This is a genomic window from Mycobacterium marinum, from assembly GCF_003391395.1.
Taxonomy (GTDB): Bacteria; Actinomycetota; Actinomycetes; order Mycobacteriales; family Mycobacteriaceae; genus Mycobacterium; species Mycobacterium marinum.
The window spans coordinates 3428801-3444364 of sequence record NZ_CP024190.1 but is presented as its reverse complement, the minus strand read 5'-3'; the positions used below and the strand labels follow the sequence as shown (position 1 = coordinate 3444364).

The following is a 15564-nucleotide window of genomic DNA, read 5'->3' as shown; positions in this document are numbered from 1 at the left end:
GGATGGCTTCGGTGAGTTTCGAGGGGGCAACACGTCGATACCCGGGTGCGGACCGTCCGGCCGTCGACAGCCTTGATCTCGAGGTCGACGACGGAGAATTCGTGGTGCTGGTCGGTCCGTCCGGCTGCGGCAAGACGACGTCGCTGCGGATGCTGGCCGGATTGGAAAGGGTAGATGCCGGGCGGATCCGGATCGCTGAGCGCGACGTCACCAATGTCGATCCGAAGAGTCGCGACGTGGCGATGGTGTTCCAGAACTATGCCCTGTACCCGCACATGACCGTGGCACAAAACATGGGATTTGCGCTGAAGGTCGCCAAGACCCCCAAGGCCGAGATCCGCGACCGGGTCCTTCAGGCAGCGAAGCTGCTCGATCTCGAGGCTTATCTCGATCGCAAGCCCAAAGACCTCTCGGGCGGCCAGCGCCAGCGAGTAGCGATGGGGCGCGCTATCGTGCGCCGCCCCCAGGTGTTCCTGATGGACGAGCCGCTATCGAATCTTGATGCCAAGCTGCGGGTGCAAACCCGCAACCAGATCGCCGGACTGCAACGGCAGTTGGGTACCACCACCGTCTACGTGACCCACGATCAGGTAGAGGCCATGACCATGGGCGATCGTGTTGCGGTGCTGTGCGACGGCGTACTACAACAATGCGCGGCCCCGCGTGAACTCTACCGCCGGCCCGACAATGTGTTTGTCGCCGGATTCATCGGATCGCCGGCCATGAACATGTTCATCCTGCCGATCGTCGATTCGTCAGTGTTGCTGGGGGATTGGTTGATTCAGCTACCCAGGGAGGTGACCGTGCCGGCACCCGAGGTCGTCGTCGGAGTCCGGCCCGAGCACTTCGAAGTGGGCAACCTCGGAGTCGAAATGGAAATTGACGTGGTCGAAGAGCTCGGCGCCGACGCCTACCTTTACGGTCGGATCATCAACGGCGGCGCGATGATCGATCAATCCGTTGTGGCTAGAGCGGATGGCAGCAACCCGCCCGAGCGGGGTAGTCGGGTGCGGCTGTATCCACAACCGGCGCAATTGCACTTCTTTACCGTCGACGGCCGCCGTATCGCTTGAGCCGCAGCGTTCCGATCGGGTTCATGCCCCGGCGCCGGAACCCTCCGTCGTCCGGCGCGCCGCCTACCGGCAAATCGACTCGATCGGGCTACCCTGGCGCCCGTGAGCGCAGCGCGTGTCGATCTGGTGTGCGAAGGAGGCGGGGTCCGCGGCATCGGGTTGGTCGGTGCGGTGGATGCCTTGGCCGAGGCCGGTTACGAGTTTCCGCGTGTCGCGGGCAGCAGTGCGGGTGCCATTGTCGCTGCGATGGTCGCCGCTTTGCAGACCGCCGGTGAACCGCTGTCGCGGCTCGCGGAGATCATGCGCACCCTCGATTACCGGAAGTTCCTTGACCGTAACCTGATCGGGCATATTCCGTTGATCGGTGGCGGGCTCTCGCTGCTGGTGTCCGACGGGGTCTATCGAGGCGCGTACCTCGAGCAGCTGCTCGCCGGCTTACTCGCCGATCTTGGCGTGCACACTTTTGGCGATCTGCGCACCGGCGAGCAGCCCGAGCAGTTCGCCTGGTCGCTGGTGGTCACCGCCAGTGATCTGTCCCGGCGCCGGCTGGTCCGCATCCCGTGGGATCTGGACTCCTATGGCCTTGACCCGGACGAATTTTCGGTGGCGCGGGCGGTGCACGCCTCCTCGGCCATCCCCTTCGTCTTCGAACCCGTTCGGGTGCGCGGAGCTACTTGGGTCGACGGTGGTTTGCTGTCCAATTTTCCGGTGGCACTGTTCGATCGTGCCGACGGCGAACCGCGGTGGCCGACCTTCGGAATCCGGCTGTCGGCGCGCCCGGGAATTCCTCCCACCCGTCCGGTGCACGGTCCAGTGTCATTGGGAATCGCCGCGATTGAGACGCTGGTGAGCAATCAGGACAACGCCTACATCGACGATCCATGTACCGTGCAACGCACCATCTTCGTACCGGCTGACGGCGTGAGCCCGATCGACTTCGACATCACGTCCGAACAACGGGATGCGCTCTACCGGCGCGGATTACAGGCGGGCCGCAAGTTTTTGCAGAGTTGGAATTACGCCGACTACCTGACTGAGTGCGGGAGTCCTGCCGCGCCCTCGCCCTAGCGTCTTGCCCCGGCGCGCTTGGCCGAGAGGACTCAGCGGATATCGGCGGAGCGATTTTGGTCAATGCCGCCCAACTTGCCTCGGACGAACGTACCATTTGCACCAATTCCGAGTGTGTCGTGGATCACTTTGTCGCGACCGGCGACGAAAAGTCACTGGGAGGTGTCGATCTTGCAGGTCACCGTGGTGCCCGCGGTAGTTGAGATGGCGGCCAACGATCTGGCAACTATTGGTTCGACGATCAGCCAGGCCAATGCGGCCGCGTTGGCTCCCATAACGGGGCTACTGCCGGCGGGCACCGACGAAGTTTCGGCGGGCATTGCGGCGTTGTTCGAAGCGCACGGGAACGCATATCAGACGCTCGGCGCTCAGACGCTGGCATTGCACGAGCAGTTCGTCAAGCTGATGAGTAGTGGAGCCGCGCAATATGCCGCCGCTGAGGCGGCCAACGCGTCACCGTTGCAGACGGTCGAGCAAGCTGTGCTCGACCTGATCAATTCCCCCGCAGTGGCGCTGACCGGGCGTCCACTGATTGGCAATGGCGCCGACGGGGCGGCGGGGACCGGCGAAAACGGCGGCGATGGCGGCTGGCTCATCGGCAACGGGGGCAACGGCGGGTCCGGAGGGGTCGGCCAGAATGGCGGTAGCGGCGGTTCGGCCGGGCTGTGGGGCCGCGGTGGCAACGGCGGCCTGGGCGGCACCGGTGCCGACGGCGCGAGCGGTCAAGCCGGCAGCGCGGGCGGTGCCGGCGGCAACGGCGGCGCCGGTGGATGGATCTATGGCCACGGTGGAGACGGTGGCATCGGCGGTGCCGGGGGCAACGCCACGGCATCGGGAACTGTCCCAGCGGGCCTGGACGGCGGCGCCGGCGGTGCCGGGGGTTCGGGCGGTCACGCCGGGCTCTTGTTCGGTAACGGCGGTAGCGGGGGCCTCGGCGGTGTGGGTGGACAAGCGACCGGCGCCACAACAAGCTCGGATTTGGGCGGTGTCGGAGGCGCTGGCGGCAATGGCGGCTCCGGTGCCCACGGTGGCTGGCTGATCGGTAACGCCGGAAATGGCGGGGACAGTGGCGGCGGTGGCGGCAGCGACGAAACCCAAGCCGGTGTCATGAACGGTGCCACCGGCGGCAGCGCCGGACTCGCCGGTGGGGGCGGCGACGCGGGGGTCATCGGCAACGGCGGAGCCGGCGGTAGCGGCGGAAAGGGAGCCGCCGGGTCCACGCTAGGGGGTGCAAGCATCTTCGGCGGTAGCGGCGGCAATGGCGGCTCCGCGGGGGATGGCGGTGCGGGTGGTTTGGTACTGGGCAATGGCGGCGCCGGTGGTAATGGAGGTCAGGGCGGCGACGCTGGCGCCAAAGGTTTCGCGGGCTTCGGCGGCCTTGGCGGCGAGGGCGGCTGGGTTGGCAACATAACGCTCGGACCGATCGGCGTCGATGGCGTGGGGTTGATCGGTCACGGCGGCGACGGTGGCAACGCCGGTGACGTGGGGGCCGGTAGCCTCAGCGTTCAGTTTGGCGAAACAGGCGGTTCCGGTGGTCAGGGCGGGCTGCTCTACGGCAACGGCGGCAATGGTGGCAATGCCGGCAGCGGCGGAAGCAGCGGCTTCGAAGGCGTGGCGGGCCAGGGCGGAGCCGCGATGCTGATCGGCAACGGCGGGGCTGGTGGGAACGGGGCCACCGGTGGGACCGGCTTCGGCAACGAACTCCAGGAATCCGGGGGTGCCGGCAGCGACGGCGGCATCGGCGGTAGCGGCGGCCTGCTGTTCGGCAACGGTGGCGCCGGTGGCAACGCCGGGGACGGCGGCGTGGGTGGAACCGGCTTCGCCGGTGGTGACGGTGGTGTCGGCGGCCAGGGCGGGTCAAGCGGACTGTTATTCGGCAACGGCGGTGACGGTGGCGACGGCGGGGCCGGCGGGGCCGGCGGAACCGGCGGCAGTGCGGGCACCGGCGGTGCCGGCGGCAATGGTGGCAATGCCGCGCTCCTGATCGGTACGGGCGGCAACGGCGGAGCCGGTGTCCCGCCGGCGGCCGGCGGCTCCGGTGGCAGGGGAGGACTGATCGGCTCGGCCGGGCAGAACGGGTAGGGGTAGCCGATTGCGGGTGCGCTGCCTCAAACCTGTTGTGCCCAGACCAGCGGCCACCGGCGCGGATCCCGCTTTTCCAGGAGCTAGCTTCCGAACCCGTCATCAGCTGCCCGACATCGTGCAAAATGTTTCCAGCGCAGCGATTTTCGAGGTCTAACCGGCGCGCCGCAGCGACGATCGCCCGTCCGGTTTCCTACTATTGCCGCGTGGTGGATCGCTATGGAACCGATGTGCTGGCCGCGGGAGCGCGACGCAAACCCCGATCCGTTGAGCACCCGGTGGAGCTCGGCATGGTGGTCGAGGACGCACAGTCGGGCTACGTGGGTGCGGTGGTCCGCGTCGAATACGGCCGCATCGATCTCGAAGACCGGCACGGCAAAACCCGCGGATTTCCACTCGGCCCGGGCTATCTGATTGACGGTCGCCCGGTGATTCTCACCGCGCCGAAGCGGCCCGCCCCGTCCGGCCCGGGCCGGACGCGATCGGGCTCCGTCGCGGTCGCGGGGACGCGTGCCCGAGTTGCCCGCGCGAGCCGGATCTATGTCGAGGGCCGCCACGATTCCGAACTGATATCCCAGGTTTGGGGCGAAGACTTGCGCATCGAAGGCGTCGTCGTCGAATATCTCGGCGGCGTTGACGACCTGGTCCAAATCGTTGCCGACTTCAGACCCGGTCCGGACTGTCGGCTGGGTGTTCTGGTGGACCACCTGGTCGCCGGCTCGAAAGAGGCACGGATAGCCGAGGCGGTACGCCAGGGACCGGGTGGTTGCGACACCCTGGTCGTTGGTCATCCCTATGTCGATATCTGGCAAGCCGTGAAGCCGCAGCGGCTTGGTCTGAAGCAGTGGCCGAATGTGCCGCGACACATCGAGTGGAAGCACGGCATCTGTGAGGCGCTCGGCTGGCCGCATGCCGATCAGGCGGACATCGCCAGCGCCTGGCAGCGCATCCGCTCCAAGGTGCGGGACTGGAACGATCTGGAACCGGCGTTGATCGGCCGGGTGGAAGAACTCATCGACTTCGTGACCGCGCCTGGCGTGTGACCGCCGCCCACTGCGGCGCCATTGTCCGTCGCGCCGAGGACGGACCGGGTGCGTGCCGCGGAGCTGGTGGCACGAGCTGGCCATCCTCTGGCAGCTCGCGCATTGATGGCACGCCGCGGGAAAAATGATCGCCGTGATTTCATTTCGCGCTCCGGTGCGAGGGCAGGCTGCGCATTCGTGCACGAGCCGTTGGGCCTGGCCCAGCATCCGGCCGGTGACGGTCCGTCACGCACGATGGCAAAACCGCGGCGCGACGCCGGCGATCTCGCACGCTGGCTCCCGCTAGAACCGCCCGCAGCGGATTCCACCGGCATTGTGTTCTGCGCCACAGTCTTTAAGGAAGCGATTAGCAAACCTAAGCAGCCGTCGACGGCGAGATCGGTGTGTGGCGATCTCCATATGCCACCCAATGTGCCGATAAGCGACATTATGTCAAGTTAAGTACGCCGTTTTCATCTGATGAATCACGGCCGTTCCGAGCGGCCCTCACCCGCAGCTCTGGGTCAAGTAGCCCAAAGCGCCTCGACGCCAACGGGTTTAGTGGATTGCGCCAGGTTCTCACCACCTTCTTCCGGTGTAGTTGTCGCGACACGCGCCTATCAACGTTCGTTTCGCGATGGACCTACCAGCGCCGATGTGGTAATGATTCAGTAGATGATTCAATGATGCATCAGATGAGACGCCTCAGGAGGCCGAATTGCCCGTCGATAAGAGCGGTCGCGTGTTCCTGGTTGGTTCCGTTCCGCTGCTGCATCCCGAGGTCCAAACGGTCGAGGAAATGCTGGACGGCTGGCGCAACCAGCAACTGTGCCGCAACCTCGACCACGACACGATCGACGGCCGTATCGGCCTGGTTCGCCGGTTCATCGCGCACACCAACGAGTACCCGTGGTCGTGGACGCCGGCCATCGTCGAGGAATTCTTCGCCGACCTCCGCGGCATCAAAGGGCGCGCGCAGTCGACGATCCGCGGGTATCAGAACGGCCTGAGGCTGTTCTGCTCCTACATCGCCGACCCCGACTACGGCTGGGACCGAGTCTGCGAGCAACGTTTCGGCACACACCCAGCGCAGGTGTTCTTCGCCTGGAACACCGCCCCCCACGTTCAGGACAACGAACAGAGTCCTGAGAAGCGCCCATTCACCAAACAAGAGCTTCAGGACTTCTTCGACCACGCCGACGATCAGGTGACGCTGATCGCCAACACCAAGAAGAAGGGCTGGCTGCCGGCCTACCGCGATGCCGTGATGTTCAAGGTCGCCTACTCCTACGGAGTGCGATTCAACGAGCTGCGGCACCTGCAGACCGTCGACTTCTCCCGCAACCCGCACGCACCGGAGTTCGGCCGCTACGGCGTGGTGAAGGTCCGCTACGGCAAGGCCAAGAAGGGCTCCCCGCCCAAACGCCGCACCGTGCTCACGGTCTTCGACTGGACACCAGACATCATCAGTGACTGGCTCACTCACGGGCAGCCCTACCTCGACGACGGCATCGACCTGTTCCCCAGTGAGCGCGGCGCCCTGGTCGCAGAACGAACCCTGCTGCGCAGATTCCGGCGGTACTGCAACGACCTCGAGCTGTCCTCAGGCCTGGATCTGCACTCGTTCCGGCGTTCCTACATCACCCACCTCATTGAAGACGGCTGGGACGCCAAGTTCGTCCAAGACCAGGCCGGCCACGAATACGCCAGCACCACATCGCTCTATACCGGCGTCTCGAGCGACTTCCGCACCCGCACCCTGCGCCGCGTCCTGGACCGGACCATCAAAGATGCCCTCTCCTTCGGAGAGGAGACGTCGTGAAACGCGACGTCGACTACACCTGGCGCCTCGCCGAGCTGATGGCCGCGCACGGCATGCACAACAGCACCGACCTCATCCCCCGTCTTGCTGAACGCGGAATACAGCTGTCCCGGCCCCAGGTCTACCGCATCGTGCACCAACGCCCCGAACGCGTCGCCCTGCAGTTGATGGCGGCACTGTGTGACATCCTCGGCTGCGGCGTCGAAGACCTCGTCACCGTCACGGCCACCGACGCTCGCAAGAAGAAGACCGCCTCGGGCACAACTGCACCACCCAACGTCGTCGAACTCAACAAGTCCATCCGACCCCGACGAGCACGAGTCATCACCGATGGCAACGATTAACCCCACACCGCGATCCATCACCCGCGGGCGACCACGCGTCACTACCGGCGCCCTCGAATGCAGCCGATGCCACCGCATGGCCAACAAGCTGCGGGTCTACTGGCCCGGAGATCAGCTCTGCCACAGCTGCTTCTACACCGCGATGCGCACCCACGGCATCTGTCCCATCTGTGGACACGATGGCGTCTTACCCGGCCGCTGCGACCGGATCGACTCTCGCCCGGTCTGCCTGACTTGCGCCGGTATCCCTGGCAACTTCACTTGCAAAACGTGCCAGGGCGAAGGCGAGATCTACCGCTCCGGCCTGTGCGCCCGCTGCGCCCTGCGCGAGGACCTGTGCAAAATTCTGCTGCACCATCCCGCCGACCTCGCCGCCATGCAAACGCTGATCGAAGTGCTCTGTGGCGTTGACCGACCCGAAAGCATCCTGACCTGGAAACGCAATATCCAAGTACTGGAGCTGCTCGGCGGGATCACCTCCGGCGCAATACCGCTGACCCACGACGGCCTGACCGCTGCAGGATCCGGCCGCCATATCGATCACCTGCGCAGCCTGCTGCAACACCACGGACTGCTCCCACAACGCGACGAACACCTGGCCCGCTTCGAAATCTGGCTAGCCGACAAACTCGACACTATCGACTCCCCCGCTGTTCGCGCCCCGGTCGAACAGTTCGCGACCTGGCACCATCTCCGACGGCTCCGCAGTGAATCGAAACCCGGCCAATCCTCGGATGGGCCAAAGCGTTCCGCGAAACAAGAAATCACCGAGACCATTAAGTTTCTCACCTGGCTAGAACAGACCCACCTGCGCACCATCGCCAACTGCACACAACAAGACGTCGATGAATACCTCGCATCAGGCCCGACCACCCGCCACCTGATCCGAACATTCTTCATCTGGGCCAAGAAAAGCAAGCTCAACGTCGCGGTGCAGATCGGCTTCCGAGCGGCGAGAACGACCCCCACAATCACGCAGGATCAACGACTGGCCTGGCTCAAAGAACTGCTCACCGGCGACTCCGAAAGTCTGCCCTACCGCGTCGCCGGCGTGCTGCTCCTGCTCTACGCCCAACCACTCACCAAGGTCGCCGCGCTGCAGACCACGGCGATCTCCCAAGCTGACGGAGAGACCCGCATCGCGTTGGGCAAAGACCCCGTCCCCGTCCCGGAACCATTCGCCTCCCAGCTCAACTACCACCTTCGCCACCGCCCCAACCTGCGCACCGGCGGTGGAGCCATCGGATCGCCCTGGCTCTTCACCAGCAGCCGACCCGGCCGACACATTGACCCGCAGGCCATCATGCAGCGGCTGCGACGGCTCGGCATCAACCTGCAGGGAGCACGCAACACCGCCCTACAAACACTCGTCTCCGAGATCCCCGCTCCCCTAATCGCCGAAATGCTCGGCTACAGCGATCAAGTCACCCAGAAACACGCGGCCGAAGCCGGCAACACCTGGGCGGAGTACATCCAGCCCTAAATCTGTTGTTCCCGAGCAACATTCACGGCGTTCCCTTACTCCTTGAACCCTTACGTCTCGGCTTGCGCTCGGGAAGCCCATACCGCGCGCGGAGTTCTTCCCCACTTATGGTCCGGCCCGCTGCATAATCTCTATCGGCCTGCGCCAGTCCCTCTACAAGCCCGGGCTGCGTCAACGCATGCAAAGTCTCTTGCAACGACTCGAATTCATCGACAGGCATCAGAATGGCCTTTGCCCCGCCCGGCGTCGAGATCATCACCGGCTCCCCCGAGTCACGCACCTGATCGACCAGCCGACCCAAGCTCTGCGCGGCAACTCGAGCACTAACTGACAGCATTGTCCCCCCTCCTGCAATCCGCTATCCCATCTTCTGGGCGGTACGCCCTGAGCAATTGTCTCGCCGACGAAACTTGCCTGCAACGACAAATCACTGGGCGCTACCTCGATTAGCGGTAGGCGGCCGCCGTGTCCACCTTGAGCCACTGTTCTGAGCGGGCGACGCTGAGAAGCGAAGGCAAAGCCGTCTGACCACCCGTGCCTAAGCTGTCTACTGGGTTCGCCTTTGGTGCCGGTGCCCGAAGGCGATTGAGTGTGTCCAGCTCGGCGTCGGTTGTGTCGCCGGTGACCGGGCGCTTCTCCAGCCATCCGAAGCGTGCGATCTGCTCTGCTGCGCGTAGGACAATCCGCCGCCGCGAGCTTGGGAGCTGTCCGAGAACGTCCGTGAGTTCAGGCAGCAGCTCGGATACGACCGAGCCGGACGCGACGCACCACAGCGCCAACGCCCACTCCGCTCGGCCGAGGTCATCGTCGACAGTCTCCAACTGCTCGCGCCACCAGCCGACGTTCCCGCTACCTGCCCGTGTCCGACCAAGAAGTTCGGACGGGTGACCTGCGGACCCGAATGCCGTTGCCCCCGCGTGCTTGCTGTACGCGAGCCCGAACGGTGAGGCAGCGCCGATGATCGCGATCTCCGAGGAGATCCAACAGCGTTCGACGCGCTCGTGGATAGCGGCGGCGGTATCCGCCCACGGGAAGGTGCTGTTCTTGTAGCCGGACCTGAACGCGCGTTTCTTGGCGACCTCCTCCCACGGTGAACGGGCCTTCCTGAGTTGGTTGACCGCCTCAGCTCGACGACGCTTCTGCCGGTCGTCGCCGGAGATGAACCCGGTCGTGGAACTGGTGAAGAACTCACCAGGCGTCAGAGCCACGGCGACTTGCGCCGGCATGGAGCAGGTCGAGGTGACGCACGGGCACTCGCCGTTCAATACCGCGGTGAGCAGCGCCTCCTCGAAGGAACTTCCGGGCTCCGGAGTTAGGCCCGTGCTGAGGAAGAGTTCCGCGGCGCCGTCGGACAGGTCCATGTTGTTGAAGTCCGCGGTGGTTCCCGCGCCGGCCTCGCAGCAGGCCCCGATCGCCAGCCACGCGTTCTGCTGGCCTGTGCCGATCGCTGCTGTGAGCTGCTCGTACCACCACTTCCCGAACTCACTGCGCTGGTTGAGTAGCTCTCGAAGCACCCGCACGCGCTGGGGGTTGGCGCTGTCACCGGGGTTTTTGCTGACCAATGTCGTCAGTCGCGACCAAGTCGGGTCGGCACCGGATTCCGTGGGGTTGGGCAGCTCGGGCAGGGGCGTGATGTCCCGGCGGTCGAGCGCGGCAAGGAGGACTTCCACCCCCGGATCCGAGCAGAGTGCCGTCAACACCTTGCGCGCCTCATGCGGCCGGCGCTGGAATACACCGTCGGTCAGCAGTGCCCACGCGGCGAGGTACGACGCGGAGGCCGACGTCTGCGACAGTTCCTGTTCGATGCCGGCGGCCAGTACGTAGACGTCGCTGCCCTTCGCGTTGCCGCCGTAGAACCTGGCGGTGTTCAGCCAGTACGGGCGGCGTAGGAGCTCCCGCAAAACCGTTGTGCTGTCGAAGTGCGGGTTGTCCTCGCCGGCGTTGTGGTACAGGAATCGGGCGGCGAAGTACTCACGGAGCGAGAGCACCTCGAACTCGTAGGTGCCGTCCACCTGGCTGGTCAGGGCCCACAGGCGGTCGCTGACGCCCTCAAAGAGCTCGTCGACGATCGATTCTTGGTTGCCGTAGGTGCGCTGGAAGTGGCGCATCGCCGCCTTCAAGTCGTTGATGCTCATGCGACCGTTGATCTGCGACTCCTCGGTGTGCGCGTGCAGGTACCAGCCGAGGAACGGGATGATCTCGAGCAGCTCCTCCTTGTGGTCCTTGACGGCCTTGGGGTGCTTGTTCGCCTCGCGGGCGAGGAGGAGGTCGACGTACGTGTCGTAGAGGTCGGTCCGCTGCGTGGGTGTGGCTGCGCCCTGCTGGTGGAGAAGATCCAGCAGAATCGTCAGCTGCATCGGGTTCCCTGCAAGTTCGCGGATGTACGGCTCGCGGCTCTTCTCTTGGAAGCTCCTGCGCAGCGCGCGGCCGTCCTTACTCCTGATCCCTCGGACGGCGCACCACTTGCGCAAGTAGTCGGCTCGTTGTTCGCCGGTGAGCTGGTTCAGCGTGATGATCTCGAACTTGTCCGGCGCAGGCTCCGGAAGCTCACCGGCACTGGGGCGCGTGGTGACGACCACCTTGAGTGGCTCGGTGTACGCCTTCCCCCGGCTGGCGAACGCGTTGATCTCGTTGACGATCCGACGCCGGATGTTGGCACTTCCAACCTCATCGAGTCCGTCGAGCACGACGAGACTGGGAACTCGCTCGAAGATCCCCTGCACCGTGTCGGCGGTGGCGGTGATACCGCCGCTCTCGTGCGTCATCAGGTCGGCGATGAAGCACTCGACGGTTGCCTTCTCGCCCTTGCGCGCCTTCTCCCTCTTGGGTTTGCGTTCGTCGGAGTTATCCCACACGTCATTGCCGGAGAGCCACAGCGCGTAGTCACTCAAGTCCAACCGGATCGGAAACCGCGGCTCTTCCAACGCAGGCAGCGTCTTCGGCCGCTCCGACTCGGGCACGAACGCGCTGCGGTGCACCTGGCAGATGTACTGGCTGAGGGTGGACTTGCCCTGCCCGGGGGCGCCTCGCACTAAGGTGAAGGGCGCTGGCGTTTGTAGCAGGTGATGCGCAGCGCCGCCGAGTTCGGTCGATGAGAGTGATCGCACTCGGGTTCTCTCCGGCGAGTGCACCAACTCCGCTGTGACATCGACGAAGAGGTCCACCATCCTCTTCCGGTCCACCTCAGCTTGGCTGAACTTGACCCGCTGGTCGTCGTCCCACTGCGACGCGGCGACCTGCCGGATCAGCTTGCGGTCCGCCTGGTTCTTGGTGGCTCCGACCTGTTCGGCGACGAGGAACCGGATGAGATCCCACCCGGCGAGCATGTCGGCGTAGGCCCACTTGATCGAGTCCTCGGAGTTGTCGAGCCATGAGTTGAGCGCCTCGCGCCAGATGCACGTGATCTCTTCGAAGCCGAGTTCCTTGGCGTACGCATCCAGCTTGTTATTCAGTTGGGCGAAGGTACCGGTCCCGGGCTTGGCGGTGCTCGGCACGTTGGTCACCAGGACGTAGTGCCGCACACCTTCCTCCGACAGTCTCCGGAGGTTGTCCAGCTCCTTTTTCACGACGGCGTCCAGCCAGCTGACGGGGTTCTTCTCCGAGCCGGACACGGACCACTTGACCTGATAAATCAACACCGTCGACGGGTCGAGCTTGCGCTGCCCATCAATGCCGCCGTCGGCCTGGCGTAGCGCCATCGGGGTGAAGTTGGGGAACTGGGCGGCGAGCAGGGCGTTAACGAGCTGCTGGAAGTCGTGGTCGCCCAGGCGCTCGTAGAGGTAGCGGTGTCGGCTCTCGGGCATGGGCTGACTCCTCTGCTTCACCCCGATCGTGCCGGTACTGCCGTCGGGACTCCGAACACTCAATGCCTATTGAACCCGGAGACACCGGTTCGATTCGGCAACTCAACGCGCGTGCATGTCGTACCGCAATTTGAGTGCCGAGATCGTCAGAGCCCAAGCTTCACCGTGCACGCGTCGTATTGTGCGGTCGCGACTGCTTCGAAAGCGCGACCAATACGGTCGTTGGCGGCTGAGAGCTCACGACCACGGGGTGTGTCGGCTCGGTCATGTGTTGGCGGCGCAAACTAAAGGGATGCAGTCAGCAAAGACGGGGCCTGTAGACGGGACGTTCTGGCAGATCGACACGCCCGAGCGCCAGGTTCGGGGCCAACTAACGATTGCGCCGACACCCGTAATGGAGACGCTAGGACCGATCTTCCAAGAACGTGCTTACCGCGTCGAAGTGTCCCCGCACGGTGGAACCACCGTCATCCACAGCGGCGACTCGGACGATCACGTGGCCGACTGGTCCCCGCGCGACATTCACGGGGTGCTCGACAACGGGCAACGGGTATCGCTGGTCGGCGCGCAGGGCGGGATGAGAGATCCCAGTGGCACCTTTCCACCGCAGTACCGCCAACGGTTCGGCACAATCCGACACGCCATCCTCGACGTACACGTTGGCCGCGAGCAGGAATTCTCTACCTGCAGATTTCGCCTCACCGGCCCTAATTGGCTGCGGCACCGCGACGGACGCGCCGAGACACTCGGAGGCGGCCATCTCATTTCCGTGACCGAGGGCAGCAATCACTGGATTGAGTTCATTCCCGCCGAGCCGATGAGCGTCCTGGACTACGACCGGTCGGTCCTGCACCCCATCGAGACGCTGGCGACTCTCCTCACCTCCAACCCTGCCGACACCGTGGAACTATCGGTTCGACAGTCCACCGACGGCCCCTTGCTCCGGGTGCACCGACACGAGGAGCCGACGCCAACCGGACACCATGAACTATTCGATGCCTCGTACCTCACCCCCGAGCGCTGCGCCCTCTGGATCGACTTTCGACAACGCAGCAACGGGCTCGACGCCGTCGTCGTCGACGACTTCAGCGGAGTGGCCGTACAGACCGCCGTGCTCACCCTCGCGTCCGTCGCCGAGGGCCTACATCGCCGAATCTATCGAGACAAACGACGCATACCCGCACTGTCCAAATCCGACCTCAGAGCAGCACGAAAGGCAGCGCGCGCCGCAGCTCTAGAGTCGGTTCGTACCGCCGATCGCGGCGACAGTTCCGCGCTGACGGCGGCGGACCTCACGGCGTTCGGCGAAGCTATGGACAGCGCGTTCGGTCACATCAACGAGTCCACGTTTCGCACCATGATGGACGACCTGGTGGACACCGCCGTCGCCGCGGTACCGGGCATCGTCGCCGAGTTCGCAGACTGGCCGGCCGCGATCCACTCCGTGCGCAACATCCTTGCCCACCGGGGCACCCACGACGATCGTGACGCTCACGATCAATTCATCAACGCCCTGATAGCCGCGAGTTACTCGCTGCAATGGGTACTGCGCACCGTTCTACTCCTTCAAGCGCAAGTCGATGCGAGCGATATCGGCGAAGCCTATCGGCGGTCGTCGGCATACAACCATCATCAGACCAACGTCCGCGAATTCCTGAAGGGAACCGCATATGCACGACGATAGGCGCGCGCCACTAACGGCCGCACCGCCCGCTAACAAGGGCACGATTCGCCCGTGGTGAAGCCTTTCACTCCCGCGGTGCGACCAGTGCCGTTCCATCACGATGGAAGTACCGCCGCATGGTGTAACGCACTGTGTCCCTGCGAATCTGGCCTGCCATCGGAAGACTGTCACCTCCACCGACCGACTGGAAAGTGGCGCCTACCCTCCTATCAGCCACGCCTGTCCGGACCCGTGACCGGATTCGGCCATCGCCGCTGCTATGCCGCCAGCACCAACGACTGCGACGCCAGACTGACCCTTGAGCACCCGCTAAGTAAGGGCATTCTCAAAGACATCGGCGACGGCACTACCGTGACAGCCAGCAATACCTACTGGCAACAGGGCTCTCCGACGCCAACTAGCCTTCCGATCACCACGATGGGCTCGAAGATGTTGTGTAACAGACACAATAACGCCCTGCATAAGTTCGACGACGCCGCGCTCGAGGTCTATCGGACGCTTGAGCGCTTCCAACTCGCACAGATTCGTCCCCCCGACCCTCACGGCAACGAATTCAACCTCGTCAGCGGCGAGCTCTTCGAACGATGGATGCTCAAGGCTCTGTGGGGCATGACCACCGGGGCCAAGACTGCACCCACCAGCATGCGAGACAAGCGCGAACAAAAGATGTTCATGCATTATCTATTTCGGGACGGACTACTACCTCGGGGGTGGGGCCTGTACATTCGGAGCCTCACGAAAAGCTTCGTACGTCAGTACACGACGGCCATGGAAACCAAAATCGAGGTCCGAGACGACACCTTCCTCACCGGAGACATGACGCTCGGAGCATTTACATTCACGTTCGCTGCCGGAAAACTTGAAGCGGGCAACGGCGCGGTGGCCCACCACCGACCCGATGGAATACGGATGTTCTCCCAGTTCGAGAATACCTGCAAGACTCTCGCATTCGCGTGGGACCACCAACGCCACGCGCCGGCAAACTTCGTCGATATCAATTTTCGCGGCAACCGATAGCCCAGCAGTTCAGGGCCAGCCGCGAAGCCACCAGTAGTTCTGTACCAATCGCCCCGTGCCCATGCAAAACCTGGGCGAAACTTTCAGAAGCCGCGGATCTATGCGGTATCCCGACTAAGTCTCTCAAGATGATGGCGCCTGACGGCCTAATCCCCGATGCCCATTC

The 15564-nt window shown here is 64.4% G+C and carries 11 protein-coding genes; 9 read left to right on the top strand and 2 right to left on the bottom strand.

Translation table 11 applies throughout. From position 1 onward, the window contains the following. Nucleotides 1-2 precede the first annotated feature (2 nt). The 7 genes from CCUG20998_RS14540 (at nt 3) to CCUG20998_RS14510 (ending at nt 8894) form a co-directional block, all read left to right on the top strand. On the top strand, nt 3-1073 hold the full coding sequence (locus CCUG20998_RS14540) for an ABC transporter ATP-binding protein (protein ID WP_012394701.1): 1071 nt from the start codon (nt 3-5) through the stop codon (nt 1071-1073). 93 nt (nt 1074-1166) lie between these two features. Then, nucleotides 1167-2141: a patatin-like phospholipase family protein gene (locus CCUG20998_RS14535; RefSeq protein ID WP_085979822.1), complete on the top strand. Its 975-nt coding sequence runs from the start codon at nt 1167-1169 to the stop codon at nt 2139-2141. 204 nt (nt 2142-2345) lie between these two features. After that, complete coding sequence (locus CCUG20998_RS14530) at nt 2346-4223, top strand: PE family protein (RefSeq protein WP_373167308.1); 1878 nt, start codon at nt 2346-2348, stop codon at nt 4221-4223. 206 nt (nt 4224-4429) lie between these two features. After that, nucleotides 4430-5266 (top strand): DUF3097 domain-containing protein, encoded by an 837-nt coding sequence (locus CCUG20998_RS14525; protein ID WP_020729239.1) that lies wholly within the window; start codon nt 4430-4432, stop codon nt 5264-5266. Between the two features lie 697 nt (nt 5267-5963). Then, entirely contained in the window at nt 5964-7067 is a 1104-nt protein-coding gene (locus CCUG20998_RS14520) for a tyrosine-type recombinase/integrase (protein ID WP_036455703.1), read from the top strand. Further along, on the top strand, nt 7064-7411 hold the full coding sequence (locus tag CCUG20998_RS14515; RefSeq protein ID WP_020729198.1) for a helix-turn-helix domain-containing protein: 348 nt from the start codon (nt 7064-7066) through the stop codon (nt 7409-7411). Before CCUG20998_RS14520 ends, CCUG20998_RS14515 begins: the two co-directional genes overlap by 4 nt. 76 nt (nt 7412-7487) lie before the next feature. Further along, the gene (locus CCUG20998_RS14510) at nt 7488-8894 is read left to right on the top strand and encodes a hypothetical protein (RefSeq protein WP_020729197.1); all 1407 of its coding nucleotides are present in this window, start codon (nt 7488-7490) and stop codon (nt 8892-8894) included. Between the two features lie 22 nt (nt 8895-8916). On the opposite strand, the gene CCUG20998_RS14505 is transcribed toward CCUG20998_RS14510, so the two are convergent. Both CCUG20998_RS14505 and CCUG20998_RS14500 read right to left on the bottom strand, forming a co-directional pair. Next, nucleotides 8917-9231, bottom strand: a complete 315-nt coding sequence (locus CCUG20998_RS14505; protein ID WP_081651017.1) for a type II toxin-antitoxin system Phd/YefM family antitoxin — start codon at nt 9229-9231, stop codon at nt 8917-8919. Nucleotides 9232-9340: 109 nt separating this feature from the next. Then, on the bottom strand, nt 9341-12697 hold the full coding sequence (locus CCUG20998_RS14500) for an NACHT domain-containing protein (protein WP_020729196.1): 3357 nt from the start codon (nt 12695-12697) through the stop codon (nt 9341-9343). A gap of 292 nt (nt 12698-12989) precedes the next feature. Here CCUG20998_RS14500 and CCUG20998_RS14495 point away from each other — a divergent pair, with 292 nt between their 5' ends. Both CCUG20998_RS14495 and CCUG20998_RS14490 read left to right on the top strand, forming a co-directional pair. After that, on the top strand, nt 12990-14381 hold the full coding sequence (locus CCUG20998_RS14495) for a HEPN domain-containing protein (protein ID WP_036455702.1): 1392 nt from the start codon (nt 12990-12992) through the stop codon (nt 14379-14381). Nucleotides 14382-14612: 231 nt separating this feature from the next. Then, a complete protein-coding gene (locus CCUG20998_RS14490; RefSeq protein ID WP_020729194.1) occupies nt 14613-15398 on the top strand; it encodes a hypothetical protein in 786 nt (261 codons plus the stop codon). Nucleotides 15399-15564 lie beyond the last annotated feature (166 nt).

Excerpts from the sequence above, each read along its gene's own strand:
- CCUG20998_RS14540 (WP_012394701.1), top strand. The coding sequence starts at position 3 with ATGGCTTCGGTGAGTTTCGAGGGGGCAACACGTCGATACCCGGGTGCG.
- CCUG20998_RS14530 (WP_373167308.1), top strand. The coding sequence starts at position 2,346 with ATGGCGGCCAACGATCTGGCAACTATTGGTTCGACGATCAGCCAGGCC.
- CCUG20998_RS14510 (WP_020729197.1), top strand. The coding sequence starts at position 7,488 with ATGGCCAACAAGCTGCGGGTCTACTGGCCCGGAGATCAGCTCTGCCAC.
- CCUG20998_RS14505 (WP_081651017.1), bottom strand. The coding sequence starts at position 9,231 with ATGCTGTCAGTTAGTGCTCGAGTTGCCGCGCAGAGCTTGGGTCGGCTG.
- CCUG20998_RS14500 (WP_020729196.1), bottom strand. The coding sequence starts at position 12,697 with ATGCCCGAGAGCCGACACCGCTACCTCTACGAGCGCCTGGGCGACCAC.
- CCUG20998_RS14495 (WP_036455702.1), top strand. The coding sequence starts at position 12,990 with ATGCAGTCAGCAAAGACGGGGCCTGTAGACGGGACGTTCTGGCAGATC.